The 18,054-nt window shown below is 63.2% G+C and carries 16 protein-coding genes; 10 read left to right on the top strand and 6 right to left on the bottom strand.

What is annotated here, in order from left to right:
• The first annotated feature begins 12 nt into the window (after positions 1 to 12).
• The gene (locus C7I85_RS01535) at positions 13 to 900 is read left to right on the top strand and encodes an alpha/beta hydrolase (protein WP_106722187.1); all 888 of its coding nucleotides are present in this window, start codon (positions 13 to 15) and stop codon (positions 898 to 900) included.
• A gap of 10 nt (positions 901 to 910) precedes the next feature.
• Here C7I85_RS01535 and C7I85_RS01530 read toward each other — a convergent pair whose 3' ends face one another.
• Positions 911 to 1,813 carry a LysR substrate-binding domain-containing protein gene (locus C7I85_RS01530; RefSeq protein WP_106722186.1) on the bottom strand — a complete coding sequence of 301 codons (903 nt, stop codon included), beginning with the start codon at positions 1,811 to 1,813 and terminating at the stop codon, positions 911 to 913.
• A gap of 174 nt (positions 1,814 to 1,987) precedes the next feature.
• Here C7I85_RS01530 and C7I85_RS30855 point away from each other — a divergent pair, with 174 nt between their 5' ends.
• From C7I85_RS30855 to C7I85_RS01520, 3 genes are all read left to right on the top strand, one after another.
• Entirely contained in the window at positions 1,988 to 2,149 is a 162-nt protein-coding gene (locus C7I85_RS30855; protein WP_181257046.1) for a hypothetical protein, read from the top strand.
• A 349-nt stretch (positions 2,150 to 2,498) separates the two neighbouring features.
• Positions 2,499 to 2,642 carry a hypothetical protein gene (locus tag C7I85_RS01525; protein ID WP_106722185.1) on the top strand — a complete coding sequence of 48 codons (144 nt, stop codon included), beginning with the start codon at positions 2,499 to 2,501 and terminating at the stop codon, positions 2,640 to 2,642.
• 323 nt (positions 2,643 to 2,965) lie between these two features.
• The gene (locus C7I85_RS01520) at positions 2,966 to 3,904 is read left to right on the top strand and encodes a GlxA family transcriptional regulator (protein WP_428832808.1); all 939 of its coding nucleotides are present in this window, start codon (positions 2,966 to 2,968) and stop codon (positions 3,902 to 3,904) included.
• Positions 3,905 to 3,965: 61 nt separating this feature from the next.
• On the opposite strand, the gene C7I85_RS01515 is transcribed toward C7I85_RS01520, so the two are convergent.
• From C7I85_RS01515 to C7I85_RS01500, 4 genes are all read right to left on the bottom strand, one after another.
• The gene (locus C7I85_RS01515) at positions 3,966 to 4,862 is read right to left on the bottom strand and encodes a DUF1194 domain-containing protein (protein ID WP_106722184.1); all 897 of its coding nucleotides are present in this window, start codon (positions 4,860 to 4,862) and stop codon (positions 3,966 to 3,968) included.
• Between the two features lie 85 nt (positions 4,863 to 4,947).
• Positions 4,948 to 7,509, bottom strand: coding sequence for a GcvT family protein (locus C7I85_RS01510; protein ID WP_106722183.1), 2,562 nt, complete (start codon positions 7,507 to 7,509; stop codon positions 4,948 to 4,950).
• 291 nt (positions 7,510 to 7,800) lie between these two features.
• The gene (locus tag C7I85_RS01505; protein ID WP_106722182.1) at positions 7,801 to 8,064 is read right to left on the bottom strand and encodes a hypothetical protein; all 264 of its coding nucleotides are present in this window, start codon (positions 8,062 to 8,064) and stop codon (positions 7,801 to 7,803) included.
• Between the two features lie 122 nt (positions 8,065 to 8,186).
• Entirely contained in the window at positions 8,187 to 10,562 is a 2,376-nt protein-coding gene (locus C7I85_RS01500) for a mechanosensitive ion channel family protein (protein ID WP_106722574.1), read from the bottom strand.
• A 384-nt stretch (positions 10,563 to 10,946) separates the two neighbouring features.
• Between C7I85_RS01500 and C7I85_RS01495 the strand changes: the two genes are divergently transcribed.
• From C7I85_RS01495 to C7I85_RS01475, 5 genes are read left to right on the top strand one after another with little or no spacing between them, the layout of a single operon-like run.
• Positions 10,947 to 12,206 (top strand): sarcosine oxidase subunit beta family protein, encoded by a 1,260-nt coding sequence (locus C7I85_RS01495; RefSeq protein ID WP_106722181.1) that lies wholly within the window; start codon positions 10,947 to 10,949, stop codon positions 12,204 to 12,206.
• Positions 12,207 to 12,218: 12 nt separating this feature from the next.
• Entirely contained in the window at positions 12,219 to 12,521 is a 303-nt protein-coding gene (locus tag C7I85_RS01490; RefSeq protein ID WP_106722180.1) for a sarcosine oxidase subunit delta family protein, read from the top strand.
• Positions 12,518 to 15,511 carry a sarcosine oxidase subunit alpha family protein gene (locus C7I85_RS01485; protein ID WP_106722179.1) on the top strand — a complete coding sequence of 998 codons (2,994 nt, stop codon included), beginning with the start codon at positions 12,518 to 12,520 and terminating at the stop codon, positions 15,509 to 15,511. The genes C7I85_RS01490 and C7I85_RS01485 overlap by 4 nt, the downstream gene beginning before the upstream one ends.
• Entirely contained in the window at positions 15,504 to 16,091 is a 588-nt protein-coding gene (soxG, locus tag C7I85_RS01480; protein WP_106722178.1) for a sarcosine oxidase subunit gamma family protein, read from the top strand. The genes C7I85_RS01485 and soxG overlap by 8 nt, the downstream gene beginning before the upstream one ends.
• Positions 16,092 to 16,124: 33 nt before the next feature.
• A complete protein-coding gene (locus tag C7I85_RS01475) occupies positions 16,125 to 16,517 on the top strand; it encodes a RidA family protein (RefSeq protein ID WP_106722177.1) in 393 nt (130 codons plus the stop codon).
• A 6-nt stretch (positions 16,518 to 16,523) separates the two neighbouring features.
• Here the strand turns inward: C7I85_RS01475 and C7I85_RS01470 are convergent, their stop codons facing one another.
• Positions 16,524 to 17,234, bottom strand: a complete 711-nt coding sequence (locus tag C7I85_RS01470; protein ID WP_106722573.1) for a nitroreductase — start codon at positions 17,232 to 17,234, stop codon at positions 16,524 to 16,526.
• Between the two features lie 171 nt (positions 17,235 to 17,405).
• Here C7I85_RS01470 and C7I85_RS01465 point away from each other — a divergent pair, with 171 nt between their 5' ends.
• Complete coding sequence (locus C7I85_RS01465; protein ID WP_245444749.1) at positions 17,406 to 18,011, top strand: helix-turn-helix domain-containing protein; 606 nt, start codon at positions 17,406 to 17,408, stop codon at positions 18,009 to 18,011.
• Positions 18,012 to 18,054: the final 43 nt, after the last annotated feature.

Raw genomic sequence — 18,054 nt, 5'->3', positions numbered from 1 at the left:
GGAGTTCTTCGCATGTCCAGTCTCCAAAGTCGTCTCGTTGCCCTCATCATCAAGCATAGCCGCAAGCGCGCTTTCACCAGCCCGGAAAACCTGAAGCGCTGGATCGCCTCCTCGCGGCGCAGCCAGAGCCATGAACCTCCGCTGCGCCTGGCCCGTCGCCTGACGATCAGGCAGGGAATGGTGCAGGGATTTCCCGTCTATGAGGTTGTGCCGCACAGCACCGGCGCCCGCCGAATCCTCTACCTGCACGGCGGCGCCTTCTGTTTCGAAATCACGAGTTATCATTGGTTTCTGGCGGCGGAAATGGCCGAGCGTTTGGGCATGCGCGTGACCGTGCCGATCTACCCCATCGCGCCCGAACACGACATCCACACGATGTTCGACATGGTGCTGGACGTCTACCGCGCCATGCTGCGGGAATCGGCGGCCGACAACATCGTTTTCATGGGCGATTCCGCCGGCGGCAACATGGCGGTTGTGATGACCATGATGGGCGCGCTGGAAGGCATTCCGGCACCGGCCAGGCATGTCCTCATCTCGCCCGGATTAGACATGACACTGCGCAACGAGGTGGTCAGGCAGATGGCGGCAGCGGATCCGTGGCTGGACATTCCCGGCGGGCTCGAGGCCATCCGCCTCTATGCGCCGGGCCTCGATCGCGGCGACTGGCGCATCAGCCCGCTCTATGGCGACCTCAGCGTGCTGCCGAAGACGCTGCTTCTGACCGGCACGCGCGACATGCTGACCCCAGACAACATCATCTTTGCGGAAAAGGCGCGCGAAGTCGGGGTCGACGTCGACCTGGTTCTGGAGCCCGACATGTTCCATGTCTGGCCGCTGGTCGACATGCCGGAAGGCCGCCGCGCCCGTGACCGGATCGTGGCTTATCTGCAGGGCTGACGAACGAACGTCAGAAGAACCTGCCCGTTTCGCGAAAAACGTCGAACGTTGCGCGGATATGGTCGGCCACCGCCCTCACCGGCGCGTTAGCTTCCGGCGTCACTACCATCGCAAGGCTATAGACGCCGATATCGGGCATGCCGTCCTTGGCGCCGAGTTCGATCAGTTCCGCGCCGATGAAGGAGCGCGGCAGCGGCGCCACGGCGAGATCGGCCAGGATGGCCGCACGCTGGCCCGCCGTATGCGCGCTCATATAGGCGATCCGGTAGTTGCGTCCTTCCCGGGCGAGCGCTTCGAGCGCCCCGGCTCGCCACGCGCAGCCCTCTTCCCAGAGCGACACCGGCAAAGGCTCGCGCATATGCGCGCAGCCCCCCTTGGCGCCAGCCCAGACGATGGGCTCGGTCATCAGCGTCTCCGCGCCATCCAGGCTGAACTTGTAGGAATTGGTGACGAGCGTGATGTCGAGCGTGCGGTCGTCCATGCGCCGCCACAGGTTCTTGCTCTGGTCGATGGTGACATCGACAGCTATCGACGGGTGCGACTGGGCAAAGCGCTTGAGCACATGCGGCAGGATGCGCTCGCCATAATCATCCGGCGAGCCGAGCCGCACCACGCCCGTGATGTCGGGCACAATGAACTTCGACACCGCCTCGCGGTTGATGGCCAGCATGCGGCGTGCATAGCCCAGCAGCATCTCGCCATCGGTGGTCAGCGCCACCGACCGCGCGTCGCGCGAAAATACGGAGCGGCCGAGGACGTCTTCCAGCTTCTTGATCTGCATCGACACCGCCGACGGCGTGCGGAACACCGCGTTTGCGGCAGTGGTGAAACTGCCCGTTTCGGCGATCGCAACGAAAGTGCGCAGCACATCGAGATCAAGCACCGGCAGAGGATGATTGAGGGGGGCCGACATGGCTACAGCCTTTCAATTTTTCTGATCTAACAAATCATTTCATTTCGATTGATTGAACATGAGAACAGGCAGATAGTCAACATCGTCAAGAGAAAGTGACGGAGAACTACTGACACCGGCTCATCCAATGCCGGGACGAGGCGGTTTTGCCGCTACAACCGAAAGGAGAACGCCATGTTTATCCTTGAGAGGATCGGCCGCATGGCCGCCCAGTATTCCAGGGCTCGCAATCGCTACCTGACCGAGCGCTCCGTGCGCGCCCTGCCCGTCGAGATCCAGAAGGATATCGGCTGGCCCGCCATCCAGGATTCACGTCCGCAGGCGGAGATGAAGTAAAAATGCACTCCCAAGACCATGTCCGCCGGACTTCCGCGCAGATGTCCGGCGGACTTTTTCTTGGGTTTGCAACGGGCCGCAAGTAAAGCGGTTCAGCCATGCGTCGCGCGCAGGACACATATGAGCCAGGCACATGGCAGACAGATCGAAGATCAAAACATTGAAATAAATAGGCTTTCTGCTGATTTCGTCGCAAATACGTCGTCGACCATGTCGCATTCCGATCCAAGTACTTCGCTTTCCCTGCTTAACTTACGCCACAAAGCATCTATACCAGCACCATCTAACGAGTTGCCCCAACCCATCGAGCGAAGGCACCCCGTGTAATCTGACTGCATGGAGATGTGTCATGAAGTTCTTTTCCCGGCTTTTCGCCGGCAAGCGCCGCGAGATCAACCTGACGACTGCACTTGAGCGCCAGCGCCTGAACCAGACGATGCCCGGCCAGTCCGGCGCGATCGCCGGCGCCCGCCTCGGCTTTCTCGTCCGCTAAAAACCGCAGATTGTACCCTGCCCGATCTCACTCGGGCTGAACGTTGACGCCGCGCGAGCTCCACCGGGCCGCGCGGTTTTGCGTTGCGCATTCCGCCGCTTTCACAAACGTACAAGTACGCACTCGCCACCTTCGAGGCATGTCGCAGATTTAGCTTTTGGCCATCATTCCACCCCATTGACAGGAAAAGTTTTTCCTGATGACGCTTTTCTGATCGCGACATGCTTGTTCGCGTTATTTTGGGTTTGCGTGAGGCCTCCTTGAACGTCGTAAAACATCCGATCAAGAGATCGATTGTCTTCTTCCTGGTTCCCGATTTCACCATGGTCGCCTTCGCAACGGCGCTTGATCCGTTGCGCATCGCTAACCGCATGTTGGGCTATGAAGCCTATCGCTGGCGGCTGGCTAGCCTGGATGGCAAGCCGGTGCCTGCTTCAAACGGCGTCGAATGCGCGGTCAATACGTCGCTCGAGGACGAGCGCAGGAAGATGGCCGGCCCCGACCGCCCCTCGATGGCCGTTGTCTGCACCGGCATGAATGTCGAAAAATACCACAACAAGTCGGTCTTCGCCTGGCTGCGCGAGGAATACAATCGCGGCGTCGCCATCGGCGGCCTGTGCACCGGCGCCTATGTGCTGGCTTCCGCCGGGCTCTTGTCTAACAAGCGCTGCGCCATCCATTGGGAGAACCTGCCTGGCTTCCAGGAAGCTTTCCCCAAGGCCAATGTGTTTGCCGACCTCTTCGAGGTCGACCAGAACATCTATACCTGCGCCGGCGGCACCGCAGCACTCGACATGATGCTCAAGCTAATCGGCGAGGACTTTGACGACAATCTCGTCAACCGCATCTGCGAGCAGGTGCTGACAGACCGCGTACGCAGCCCCACCGACCGCCAGCGGCTGCCGCTTCGCGCGCGTCTCGGCGTGCAGAATTCGAAGGTGCTCACCATCATCGAATTGATGGAAGCGAACCTTTCCGAGCCGCTGTCGCTGATCGAGATCGCCGACCATGTCGGCCTGTCGCGCCGCCAGATCGAGCGCCTCTTCCGTACCGAGATGGGCCGCTCGCCGGCGCGCTATTATCTCGAAATCCGGCTCGACCGCGCCCGGCATCTGCTGATCCAGTCGTCCATGCCGGTGGTGGAAGTGGCGGTGGCCTGCGGCTTCGTCTCGGCCTCGCACTTCTCCAAATGCTACCGTGAGCTCTATGCCCGCTCACCGCAGCAGGAACGCGTCGACCGAAAGCAGCTGATCGCCGCCTGAAAGGGCAGATCTCGCCGCAACATTCTGCCTCGGCACATCGCCCGAGGCAGCAAACGCGGTTTCAGTGAGGCCCCCACACCCAGGGGTTCCAGACGTGCAAGTGATCCCAGGGTTTCCACGGTCGTTCGAGCCAAAGCCTTTCGCCGATCATGCAGTCAACGGGAGCCCGCACCGCAGCCGCGACAGGCACCACCGGCAGCCCCTCGCCGTTCGCCTCCGCACGCCACACTCCCGATGTCCGCTCTCTGAGTTCGAGCACGAGCTTGCGTTGCAGAACCGCAGGAAACTGCGACCAGCTGTTGACTGGCATCATAAAAGATCCCGTCCCGCCGATGACGCAGCCGGCATAGTACTGGTCGAGATCCGCCATCTCGTAGCGATGATTGATGGAGCGGCCGCGTATCATCATGGGCAGGCCATTGATGACGATGCCCCGGCGCACGGCCGCATCACGCGCGCGGTTCACGGGCGCGCCATGATCGTTTGGCCCGTCGCCGGAAATATCGATGATCTTCCGTGGCGCACGATAGGGGCTCTTGCGGAACAGGCCGGAGGCGTATTCCAGCGCTCCGGAGATCGACGTCCGCTCCCCGCCCGCGGGCGGGATTGCCGCTAGTTGGCTGGCAAAGTGTTGGGCGTCGGCGCGCGAGGAAACCACCATCCAGGGCACGACGACACGCTGCATCGTCGCCCCAGACCACTCGAAATAGGTGACCGCGATCCGGCGATGCTTGCCGGCGGCGATCGCCTCGATGACGCGATCCCCGGTGAACGCCGCAGCGTAGCCCAGCCGCTGTTTCTGGAGTTCGGCCGGAGACATCGAAAGCGACACGTCGACCGCCAGCACCAGCTCGACATCGACCGCTTCGGCGGCATGACTTTGAAAGACAAAGAAAAGGCTCAGCGCCGCAGCAACGACGCCTGAAAGGACATGCCTGGCACGAGCGAGTCGAGACATAGATCGAGGCTAGCCAAGCTATCGACAAAAAGAAAGGCCCGGAAAATCCGGGCCTTTACTTTGAAACATTGCATCATGAGCACGATCAGTTGCGCGGCTTCAGGTTCTCCGGGTCGTAAAGCGGCTTGTAGCCGACGCCGACGACCTCTGCAGGGAAGGTCTCCGTGAAGTACTCGACATTCAGCTTGCGACCTTCCTGAGCATAGGCCCATGGGAGATAGGCGAGCGCGATGTTCTTGCCGAGGGTCGGCCCGAAGGCGACGGAGGTCGTGTAGGAACGGCGACCAAGTTCGTCCACCAGCACCTCGCCGGTTGCGGGATCGACCACCGGCATGGAGCCCACCGGATAACGGGCGACACCCTTGGCGTCCTTGGTGTCGGTCAGCACGAGCGTGCAGAGCATGGCCGGCTGGTTGGCGCGCGCCTTGTACTCCAGGTGCTTGGCCTTGCCGCGGAAATCCGCCTCCTTGACCTTCGGGCGCGCAAGATCGGCTTCGATCAGGTTGTACTGCGTGAGGAGGTCGGCGTTCTGGAGACGCAGGCTCTTTTCCATGCGGCGCGAATTGGCGTAGGTCTCGACGCCGAAAGCCATGACGCCGGTGGAGCGCAGCGCGTCCCAGACGGCGAGGCCGTCTTCGTAGCGCATGTGCAGTTCCCAGCCCTGCTCGCCGACATAGGAAATGCGGAACGCGGTGACCGTCTTGCCGGCGATTTCGATCGGTTTGATCGCGGCGAAGGAGAAGTTCTCCGGATCGAGCCCACCCGGATCGGCAACGACCTTCTTGAGCGTCGCGCGCGCGTTGGGTCCCCAGATGCCGATGGTGACATACTTTTCCGAAACGTCGGTGATGGTGACGTCGAAACCTTTGTCCTCCGCAACGCGCTTCACGTAGTGGAAGTCGCGCGGGCCGGCGTCGGCACCGTCGATCACGCGGCAGCGGTCCGCCATGCGAATGACGGTGAGGTCGGCGCGGACATTGCCTTCGTCGTCGAGGAAGTGGGTGTAGATGCCCTTACCGATATTGGCGTCACCGCCGATCTTGGCCGCGCAGAGCCATTCCATCAGCTCGACATGGTCCGGTCCTTCGACATCGAACATATAGAAGTGCGACAGGTTCACGATGCCGCAGTCCTCGCTCATGGCGAGATGCTCGGCATTGGAGACGCGCCAGAAATGGCGGCTGTCCCATTCGTTCTCGCGCACGGGCACCCGGTTGCCGTACTTTTCGAGCAGATGCTCGTTGGCGGCGTAGCCGTGCGCGCGCTCCCAACCGCCGAGCTCCATGAAATAGCCGCCAAGCTCGACCTCGCGCTCATAGAAGGGCGAGCGCTTGATGTTGCGGCCGGTCGCATAGGGCTCGCGCGGATGCACGGCCGGGTAGTAGATCTTCTGCGCGGCCTCGCGGGTGCGGCCTTCGATGAAGTCTTCCTTCAGTTGGTGCTGATAGAAGCGCGCATAGTCGATGCTATTGTGATCGATTTCGGTACGACCGTCGGTCATCCAGTCGGCGATCAGCTTGCCGTAACCGGGGCCGTCCTTGACCCAGATGCCGACGCAGTACCACAGCCCCCGCACCTTCTGGCTCTCGCCGCAGGATGCGCCGCCGCCGGCGGAGACTTGCAGCAGGCCGTTGAAGGAGTGGCTTTCATTGTATCCGAGTTCACCCAGGATCGGCGTCAGTTCGATCGCGCGCTCCAGGGGCTCGATGATCTGCTCCATGTCGAGGTCGCGCTGCGAGGGCGACAGACGCGCCTGATCCTTCTCGAGCAGGTCGCGCGGATGGCAAAGGCGCGGATTGTCGGTCTCGTAATAGCCCCACTCGATCTGGCCGCCCTCGGTGGTCTTCGGGTCGCCGGTGTCGCGCATATAGGCCGAGTTGCCCTGGTCGCGCAGCAGAGGGAAGCCGATTTCCTTGCCGGTGCCCTCGAACTCGTTATACGGGCCGAAGAAGGTCAGCGGGTGATCGACCGGCATCACCGGCAGGTCTTCGCCGACCATTTCGGCGATCAGACGGCCCCACAGGCCGGTGCAGACGACGACATGATCGGCCACGATCGTACCGCGATGGGTGACGACGCCCTTGATGCGGCCGTTCTCGACGATCAGCGATTGGGCGGGCGTGTTGGCGAAGGCCTGCAGCTTGCTGGACTTTTCAGCCGCATCGACCAGCTTGCCGGCGACCGTCTGCGAGCGCGGAATGACAAGGCCGGCGTCGGGGTCGAACATGCCGCCCATGACCTTGTCCTGCTCGATCAGCGGGAACTTTTCCTTGATCTCCTCGGGCGTGACGAGATGAGCGCGGGTGCCGAACGCCCTGCCCGACGAGACCTTGCGCTTGATCTCCTCCATCCAAGTGTCATGGCCGGTGCGCGCCACTTCGAGCCCGCCGATGCGAGCGTAGTGGCCCATCTTCTCGTAGAAATCGATGGAGTAGAGCGACGTCCAGCACGACAGGAAGTCGTGGCTGGTCATGTAGCAGAAGTCCGAGGCATGCGCCGTCGAGCCGATGTCGGTCGGGATGCCGGACTTGTCGATGCCGACGATGTCGTCCCAGCCGCGCTCGACCAGGTGGTGCGCGACGGACGCGCCGACAATGCCGCCCAGACCGATGATGACGACCTTCGCTTTTTCCGGAAACCCTGCCATTGACCGCGACTCCAAAGTGGTACTGCGGGCGGACTATAGGGCTATGCGGCCCCCGGATTGCAGCCTGTTTGCGACATTACAAAAAAGCCGAGCGACCAGCCACAAGAAGGCTCGTCGGAAATCGCGCATACGCCATGGGGAATGACACCGAAGCAGGCCTGGTTCAGGCCCGTGAAGCTGTGTCGAGGTCAGGTTTCCGCATCGCGCCGGCAGCGGTGCCATGCCGGCCGTAGGAAACCACAAAAGGCCGGACAACTTGCCCGGCCTCGAAACTGTCTTGGTGCCTTTCGGTTACCGGAAGCGGGCAGCGCCGCCGGAAATCTCGATGGCCTCGTTGCCGGTCAGCGCCTCGCGGTCACCATTGGGCAGGGTGACGAAACAGCCGCTCGAGCAGAATTCCACCGTTTCGCCGGGGCCGATCGCCAGCTCCGACTTGCTGCCGCCTTCGGTCACGATGAGCGTGCGGGGCTGCGGATCCTTGTTGACGGCACTCGCAGCGAAGGCCGCGCCGGCTGCGCCGAGACAAGCCGTGGCTGCTAGAATGAGTGTCTTCATTGCAATTACCGGTGTCACCACCGCCCCTGTTGCGTTTCGCAAGTTGTTTTCACCCTTGCAGTGACTTTATAGGTATTCCAACCTGAACGGCAACTGAATGACACGTTCGGGCCACAATTCGGTCACGCCGGGTCGGGCTTCTTGCGTCGGCGACGCGGCGCCGGCTGCTCGGCCGCCTTGGCCCTGGCAGTCAATATCTCCAGATATTCCGCTTCCGCCTTTTCGTCGTCGATCGACCAGCCATTCGACGAAGTCGACGTCTTCACGACGACATCGCGCCGGGGCGACGGGATCTGGATGTGCTCCTTCTCGAAGGCCTCGACGATGGCAAAGCGGATGTCGTTCTGCACGATCGAGCCGTTGCCGATGTCGGCCAGGAACACCCTGACTTCGAAATTCAGTGCGGATTCGCCGAAGGCGGCAAAGAGCACGAAGGGTTCCGGGTTCTTCAGGACCATCGGATGGCTGCGGGCAATGTCGAGCAGGACCTCATGCACGCGCTTGACGTCGGAACCATGGGCAACGCCGACCGGTATCTCGATGCGGCCGAGCTTGTTGCGGTGCGTCCAGTTGCCGACCGCGCCGTTGATCAGCTCGGAGTTCGGCAGGATCACGGTCTGGCGCTGGAAAGTTTCGATCTCGGTAGCGCGCACGCTGATCTTCTTCACCGTGCCGGAAACCTGTCCCGCCACGATCCAGTCGCCCGCCTTGAACGGGCGCTCGGCCAAGAGGATCAGGCCGGAAACGAAATTCGACACCACGTTCTGCAGGCCGAAACCGATACCGAGCGAGAGACCGCCGGCAACCAGTGCAAGATTGGAGAGGTCGATGCCCGCAGACGAGATGCCGATCAGCCCCGCCAGCGCGACGCCCGCATAGCCAATGACGGTGCGGATCGAATTGCGCACGCCCGCATCGACCTTGCCGCGCGCCATCACCGACCCGTCGAGCCAGCCCTGGAACCAGCGGGTGATGAAATAGCCCAGCACGAAGACGACGACGCCGGTGACGATCGCCAGCGGCGAGAAGGAGAACGAGCCGATCTTGAAGCCGGTCGCCAGCTTGTTGAGCCAGACCAGGATGTCGCCCGGCTGGAAGCCCCACTGGAACAAGATGAAGGGCAAGAAGACGATGACGATCAGGATGTGGATCAGCACATTGGCGACGAGGCCGAGCTGGTCGAGCGTGGTGTCTTCGAGGTTGTGGCGGTTCTTCAGCCAGCGGCCGACCGAGGTGTCGGCAAACGCGCCCTCTTCCGAAATCGCGCTCGCTGCCAGGAAGCCGATATAGGCCGTCGCCAGCAGCGCGCCGGTAATGACGATCTGCTGCGAGACGAACTGCGCAAAGCTGACATAGCCGAGCAGCGCCGAAACGATGGTGGCAAAGCCGATCAGATAGAGGGTGTAGCGCAACGTCGTGGGCCAGCGGCGCGGCGCCCCTTTCTCGTCCAGGAACGGCCTGACGGAGCCGATCAGCACCAACAGAACACCCACGACGAGCGCGGCTACAAGGCTCTTCACGATGGTGACCGAAAGCGGCGAGCTCAACGTGTCGCTGACCACGCCCATGAAGGAGTCGAGGCCGACCACGAAGGCGGTGGTCGTCATCAGCCACACCAGCAGCCACGCGGCACGCGACTCGATCGAGATCAGGCGCCAGTTCGGCATGTCCGGCGACAGCACGGCACGGCTCAGGCAATTGACGAAGAAGCTGACGAACAGAACGGCGAAGAAGCCGCTCAGCAGAACGCCGATATCGCCGCGCAGCACGTTGAAATAGGTGTAGAGCGTGACGGTGCCGGAGAGTAGAACGCCCATCGCCAGCGTCGGCAACAGCGTCGACCAGAAGGCCACCGACAGACGGCTGAGATAGGAAGGATCGTCCAGCGACGGGTCGCGATTTATCAGTCGCCCGAAAATCCGCCGCCCGCCGAACTGCATGACGGCAGCGACGAGCAGCGCGAAGAAGGTCGCCGCGAGCACGGCGCGGAACTTGAACTGGACGACGAAGCGCAGCCAGGCCGAGACCGAATTGTAGAGGCGAGTGATCTCGTAATTGACCGCATGCCCAACCTCGCCGGTGAACGCATTGGCGAGTTCGTAGCGCTTGGTCAGCATGTTGGTGAACAGGCTGCGGCGCAGCACGGTGATCTTGTTGACCATGCCGTTGACGCGCACCGAAAGGTCTTCGGCCTTGCCCAGCAAGACGTTGATCTCGGCCTTTTCGGTGTTCAGCGCATGCCGCTCATTGGCCACCATTTCGGGTTCCGGCGGCTGGCCATCGGAGGGCGGATTGCCAAGCTGGGTAACGCGCGAATTGATCTCGGCGAGGCGCGGACGGAATGCCACGCCGCTGTCGAGCAGCGACTTGTCGACGGCTTCCAGCTGCGCGCGAAGGGCCACGAGCCCGGCATCGTCCTTGCCGGCGACGTCGATTTTCTTCGAGATGTCGTCGACCTGCTTGGTGAGACCTTCGATCTTCTCGCGCTGCTCGGCCATAACGCTGGCAACGGGCGCGGCCTTGGGGACAGCCTGATCAGGTGCGCTCGGCTGGTCCGCTGGCGCCGGCGCGGTCGACTCTGTCGGCGCGGTAGCCTCCTGCGCGTGAGCAACGACAGACACGCCCCCGCCGGCGAGAACCAGCAGGAGGAGCATGGCGAAGATGTGCCGCAGGGTGTGGAGGGCAAGGCTGGAGTGACGATTCAAAGGCTTCAACTACCGGTTTCCGAACGAAGGACAGTGATAAAGACGGCGGGACAACGGGGCAAGCTGCTTGATCGCCCGCGAAGTCGGCCATACGAAAGGTAATGGCGCTTTCCTCGCGCTGGCCGAGGCGCCCGCGCGATAGGTTGCGTCATCCACCAAACCGGATGGCATGGAATAATGGCGGAATATTCGGTCTTCTCGCTTCTGAGGAACGCGTTCTCTGGAAACCGCGACTGGAAGCCTGCCTGGCGCAAGCCGGACCCAAAACCTTCCTACGACGTGATCGTGATCGGCGGCGGCGGGCATGGGCTCTCGACGGCCTACTATCTCGCCAAGGAACACGGCATCACCAATGTCGCCGTACTTGAGAAGGGCTATCTCGGGTCGGGCAATGTCGGGCGCAACACCACCGCCGTGCGCTCCAACTACCTGCTACCGGAAAACATCCACCTCTACGAACATTCGATGAAGATGTGGGAGAACCTTTCCCACGATCTCAATTACAACGTCATGTTCTCGCAGCGCGGCGTGCTGAATCTGGCGCACACGCCTGCCCAGCTTGACGACTATGCCCGCCGCGGCAACGCCATCATCCATTCGGGCGCCGACTCCGTCTTGATGACGCCGGCTGAGATCGAGTGGCTGATGCCCGGCATCGACGCGTCCGGCTCGGCCCGCTTCCCGATCATAGGCGGTCTGATGCAGTGGCGCGCCGGCACCGCCCGCCACGATGCTGTGGCTTGGGGCTACGCGCGCGGCGCCGACAGGCGCGGCGTCGACATTCTGGAGAATTGCGAAGTCACCGGCTTCATCAAGGATGGCGACCGCGTGGTCGGCGTCACCACCACGCGCGGCGAAATCCGCGCCAACAAGGTCGCGGTGGCCGTTGCCGGCTCCACCGGGCATGTCATGAACATGGCCGGCATCGACAAATTGCCGATCGAAAGCCACGTGCTGCAGGCCTTCGTGTCGGAGTCGCTAAAGCCGTTCCTGGATACAGTGGTGACTTTCGGTATGGGCCACTTCTATGTCGGCCAGTCCGATAAGGGCGGCCTGATCTATGGCGGCGACCTCGACGGCTACAACAGCTACGCCCAGCGCGGCAATCTGCCGATCGTCGAGGAAGTGAACAGCGAGATGCTGGCGCTCTTCCCCAGCCTAGCCCGCGTGCGCGTGCTGCGCTCCTGGGGCGGCGTCTGCGACATGTCCATGGACGGCTCGCCGATCATCACCACCGGCCCCCTGCCCGGCATGTATCTGAACTGCGGCTGGTGCTACGGCGGCTTCAAGGCAACGCCGGCCTCCGGCTGGTGCTTTGCCTACACCATAGCCAAGGACGAGCCGCACCCGATCAACGCGCCCTTCACGCTCGACCGCTTCCACCGCGGCGCCATCATCGACGACAAGGGCCAGGGCTCGACCCCTCGCCTGCACTGAGCGGATACACCGATGCTGATCACCTGCCCCTATTGCGGCCCGCGCGACGTCTCCGAATACAGCTATCAGGGCGACGGCAATCGCACGCGCCCCGATCCTGCCTCGACCGACCAGGAGGCATGGAACGCCTATGTCTACGACCGGCTGAACCCGCGCGGCGAGCATCATGAAATCTGGCAGCACTCGGGCGGCTGCCGCGCTCACCTCAAAGTCACGCGCAACACGCTGACGCATGTGATCTCCAGCGTCGGCTTTGCGCGCGATGCAGGGCACCGCAAGTCGGACGGCCATCGCAAGACGGGAGCCGAGGCATGAGCCCGCGCCGCGCCGTATCCGGCGGACGGATCGACCGTCTGCGCACCATCCGCTTCACCTTCGACGGTCACTCCTACACCGGGCACGCCGGCGACACGCTGGCCTCGGCGCTGCTCGCCAATGGCGTGACGCTGTTCGGCCGCTCGTTCAAATACCATCGGCCTCGCGGCGTTCTGACGGCCGGCGTGGAGGAGCCGAACGCGCTGGTGACCGTGCTGAGCGGCGCCGTGCGCGAGCCCAACATTCCCGCGACCATGCTGGAAGTCTATGACGGGCTGATCGCAGAAAGCCAGAACCGGTTCCCATCGCTGGAATACGATGTCGGCGCGATCAATCAGCTCGGCGGCAAGCTGCTGGGCGCCGGCTTCTACTACAAAACCTTCATGGGACCAGTGATCGGGCCGCTGAAGGGCACCCGCTTCTGGATGTTCTGCGAGCATTTTATTCGCCGCGCCGCGGGCCTGGGCCGCGCCGGGACGGAGCGGGAACCGTCGCGCTACGAGCGCATGAACGCCTTCTGTGACGTGCTGGTGGTGGGCGCGGGCCCCGCCGGACTGATGGCAGCCAAGGCGGCCGCGGACAAGGGCGTGCGCGTCATCCTCGCAGATCTCGACGCCAATCCGGGCGGCTCGGCCAACTGGTCGGACGAGACCATCGACGGCATGGCTGCCGCCGACTGGGCTGCGGAAACGGTTCGCGAACTCAAGGCGCGCGAAAATGTCCGCATGCTGCCGCGCACCACGGTCTGGGGCTATTACGACAACAACACGCTGGCAGCACTTGAGCGCGTGGCCGACCACAAGCTGGCGCCTGCCAAGGGTGAGCCGCGCCACCGCCAATGGACGATCCGCACCGGCGCGGTCGTACTGGCCACAGGCGCGCTGGAGCGGCCGCTTGTGTTCCCCGGCAACGACCGTCCGGGCGTGATGCTGGCCAGCGCCGTCGAGCGCTACGTCAATCAGTATGGCGTGCTGCCGGGCCGCAAATTCGCGATCTTCACCAACAATGACAGTGCCTATCGTGCTGCCCTGGCGCTGAAAAAGGCCGGCGGCGAGATCGCAGCGATTGTCGATCTGCGCGAAAAGATATCTCCTGCGGCCCGCGAAATCGCCGGCAAGGTCGGCGGCGCGCATCATACCGGCCACGCGGTGATCGACACCGAAGGCGGCAAGCAGCTTACTGGGATAAAAGTGCAGCGCTTCGATGACCGCACCGGCGTACTTTCGGACGATCCCCGCAACATCCCGGCCGATTGCCTGCTGATCTCAGGCGGCTGGTCGCCGACCATCCATCTCGCCAGTCAGGCCGGCCTCAACCCGGTGTGGAGCGACGAGTTGCAGGCCTTCCTGCCGCCGCAGGCGACGCAGAACTGGGTCGGCGCGGGCGGTTTCAATGGCGGCTTCACTACCGCCGGAGCCCTCGCAGAGGGTCACGCCGCCGGACTCAAGGCGGCAGGCGCTCCGGCCGCCGCAATCGAACTGCCGGCAGTCGACGATGACGGGCTCGACCCGAAGCCGGCCCCTGTCCTGGAAATCAAGGCCAAGGGCAAAGCCTTCGTCGACCACCAGCACGACGTGACGGCCGATGACGTACGCCTTGCCCATCAGGAAGGTTTCGTCTCGGTCGAACACCTGAAGCGCTACACCACGCTCGGCATGGCGACCGACCAGGGCAAGAGCTCCAACGTGCCCGGCCTTGCCATCATGGCCGACGCGCTCGGCAAGCAGATTCCGGAAGTCGGCACCACGCGCTTCCGCCCGCCCTTCGCGCCCGTTTCCGTGGGCTCGCTGGCCGCCGAACGCTACGGCGACATCAGGCCTGACCGTCTGACGCCGATGCACGACTGGCACCTCGAGAACGGCGCGACCATGTATGGCGCCGGCCTCTGGCACCGGCCGATGATCTACGCCCTGCCGGGCGAAACGGTCGAGCAGGCCTATGTGCGAGAGACGAAGACCGTGCGTGAGGGCGTCGGCCTGGTCGATGTCTCCACGCTCGGCAAGATCGCCGTGCAGGGGCCGGATGCCGGCGAATTCCTCGACCGCGTCTACACCAACATGTTCTCCACGCTTGCGGTCGGAAAGGCCAGGTACGGCCTGATGTTGCGCGAGGACGGTCTGGTCCTCGACGACGGCACGACCTGGCGGCTCGGCCAGCACGATTTCCTGATGACCACCACCACCGCCAACGCCGGCAAGGTGATGCAGCATCTGGAATATCTGCTCGACGTGGTGTGGCCGGAGCTGAAGGTGCAACTCACCTCCGTGACCGACCAGTGGGCGGGCGCCGCGATAGCCGGCCCGAAGTCTCGCGATGTGCTGGCCGCCTGCCTGACCGGCACGAAGGCCGACAACGAGACGCTGCCTTTCATGGGCATCGTGCGTGGCGAGATCGACGGGGCGCCGGTAATGATCTGCCGGCTCTCCTTCTCCGGCGAGCTGGCCTACGAGGTCTATTGCGGTGCCGGCCACGGCACCCATGTGTGGGAAGCGCTGATGAAGGCCGGAAAGCCGTTCGGCATCGTGCCCTATGGCCTCGAAGCACTCGGCACCATGCGCATCGAGAAGGGCCATGTGACCGGCGCGGAGATCGACGGCCGCACCACCGCGCGCGACCTGCATCTGGACTGGATGCTGTCGAAGAAAAAACCTTTCGTCGGCTCGGCGATGATGGACCGCGAGGGGCTGGTCGGCGAAGGCCGGCTGCAACTGGTGGGCATCGTCCCGCTCAACAACCGTCCGGTGAATGGCGGCGCGCATATCGTCGAGGAGTTGTACGAGGACGGCCCGCGCGACTCCATCGGCCATGTCACGGCCATGTGCTATTCGCCGACGCTCGGCAAATACATCGCGTTGGCGCTGGTGAAGGACGGCAAGAGCCGCCGCGGCACCCGCGCCTTCGTCTCCGACCCGCTGCGCAAACGGTTCGGGCCGGTCGAAATCGTCAGCCACCATTTCTATGACCCGGAAGGGAACCGCATGCATGGTTGAGCAGGAATCCCCGCTGAAGCCGGTGTGGAAGCCCGGCTCGCACGGCAATTTTGCCAACGGCGTTGGCGTTTATCTGTCCGAGACGATGCCCGGCTCGATCGTCCAGCTGGCGGCTTGGCCGGGCGAGGAAAAGGCCGTCATCGCAGCCATCAAGAAGGTTGCCGGCGTGACATTGCCGGACGGCGCCGGCGGCGGCGCGCCGGGTGACGTCAAAGCGGCATTCGGCTTCGCGCCGGGAAAATTCCTCGTGGTGGACGAGAAGGAAGGACTGGCGGAGGCCTTTGCCAAGGCGGTCGATATTTCCGTCGGCACCGTTACCGACCTGTCGCATGGCCGCACTGCGATCCGCGTCGCAGGGCCGAAAGCGGAATGGGTGCTGGCGAAATTCTTCGCCATTGATTTTTCGCAAGTCTCCTTCCCCGTCGGCGCTGGCCGCTCGACGGTGCATCACGACGTCTTCGCGCAGATCCAGCGCACGGCCCCGACGCAGTTCGATCTCTATGTCTTCCGCTCCTTCGCGCGCAGTTTCTGGACGGCGCTTTGCCACGCATCGGCAGAGGTGGGCTACGAGGTGCGGTAGCTAACGCCAGCGGCCATCACGACGGAGGAGACAATGATGGAATTCATCAACTCGCCTGAGGCCAAGGCAATCGGGCTGCCCTTCAGCCAGGCGGTGCGCGTCGGCGATGTTCTTTATCTGTCGGGTGCGCTCGGCAACCGCCCCGGAACGCTGGAACTCGTTCCAGGCGGGATGGAAGCGGAAGCGCGCCAGACGATGGAGAACATCGGCGCGGTGCTGAAGGAAAACGGGCTCAGCTTCGCCGACGTGTTCAAATGCACGGTCATGCTGGCCGACATGTCGAAATGGACCGAGTTCAACAAGGTCTATGTCAGCTATTTCGACCCGGACCGCCTGCCGGCGCGTTCCGCATTCGGCGCAAACGGCCTGGCGCTGGGCGCGCAGGTTGAGCTCGAATGCTGCGCCTATATCGGCAAGCCGCGCTGAGCAGCCCTACTTCCAGAACGTAACCCACTCCTCCTGCGGAGCGCGGTCCGTCCGAAAGGTGCTTTCGGGCTTGGTCGTGTCCTCGTAGCCGAGCGCCATGCCGCACACCACGATTTCCTCATCGGGGATATTCAGGATCGGCCTGATCTGCTGGTGGTAGGGCGCGAAGGCCGCCTGCGGGCAGGTGTCCAGGCCCCTCGCCCGCGCGGCGATCATGATGTTCTGCAAGAACATGCCGTAGTCGATCCACGAGCCCTGGTTGAGCCGGCGGTCGATGGTGAAGATCATGCCCACAGGCGCATCGAAGAAGATGAAGTTGCGGTCGTGCTGGGCGCGCATGCGCTCCACCTCGCGCCGGCCGATGCCGAGCGCGCTGTAGAGGCCGAAGCCATTGGCGCGGCGCCGGGCCAGATAGGGTTCGAAGAACTGGTCGGGGTAGTATTTGTACTCGTCCCATACCGCCTTCTCGGCGCGGATGCCCGAATTCAGGATCGCGTCGCTGATGCTCTGCTTGGTCTCGCCCTTGGTGACGTAGACCTTCCATGGCTGCATGTTAGTGCCCGAAGGCGCGCGCGCGGCAACTTCGAGGATGTCGCGGATGGTTTCGTCGTCCACCGGCGTAGGCAGGAAGGCACGCACTGAGCGGCGCGACTCAATCGCCTCGTCGACGACGCGCGTGACGTCGTCGGTGTTGAGCTCGGTTCCGCGTGCCAGCATGACCTGTCCCTTCTCCATACGGTTCGCAACCGGAATACCCCCCGATCACCCCCGGTTTCCCCAGCATTTGCACCAGCCTCCCGACTATCGCAAGCAATAGCTTCATTTCGTGAAATTCCCCTTGAAATTTTCACGAAACTGTCATCTGGTGAAAATTACGGAGGAATTTTCATGCCGGCTCAAAAAGCCCGCCACGCAGCGCCCGATACCCGACCAGAAGGCAGCGCAAATGCGCTTCTGGCGCGGGATCTGCGCGCGCTGCGCAAGGCGCGCGGGCTGACCCTTTCGGAGGTCGCGCTGTCGCTCGGGCGCTCCGTAGGCTGGCTGAGCCAGGTCGAGCGCGGGCTTTCGACCCCCTCGATTACCGATCTGCGCGCCTTTGCAGAGCTTTTTGGCGTCTCGCTCAGCCTTTTCTTCGGCCATGACGTGCAGGAAGAGGCCGAGCGCGGCGTGGTAGTACGTGCCGGCCATCGCCGCTCGCTGGGCACAAGCGATTCCGGCCTCGTCGAAGAACTTCTCTCGCCCGACCTTGGCGGCAGCTTCGAGATGCTGCGCTCGGAATTTGCGCCCGGCGCTGAGTTGAAGACGCCCGCCAACCGCCCGACAGAGGAAGCGGGCTATGTCGTGTCCGGCAACTTCGACATCGAGATCGACGGCGCGTGGCACCACCTTGCCGAAGGTGACAGTTTCCGGTTCGGGGGCAAGCCGTTCCGATGGAAGAACCCAGGAGAGGAACCGGCGGTGGTGATCTGGGTGATCTCGCCGCCGGTCTACTAGGACAACACTGACTTTGACGGGCAACGGCTAAGAAGGCCGATGC

The organism is Pseudaminobacter soli (ex Li et al. 2025), assembly GCF_003012705.1.
GTDB classification, from domain to species: domain Bacteria; phylum Pseudomonadota; class Alphaproteobacteria; order Rhizobiales; family Rhizobiaceae; genus Pseudaminobacter; species Pseudaminobacter soli.
This window is presented reverse-complemented; position numbering and strand designations above follow the sequence as displayed.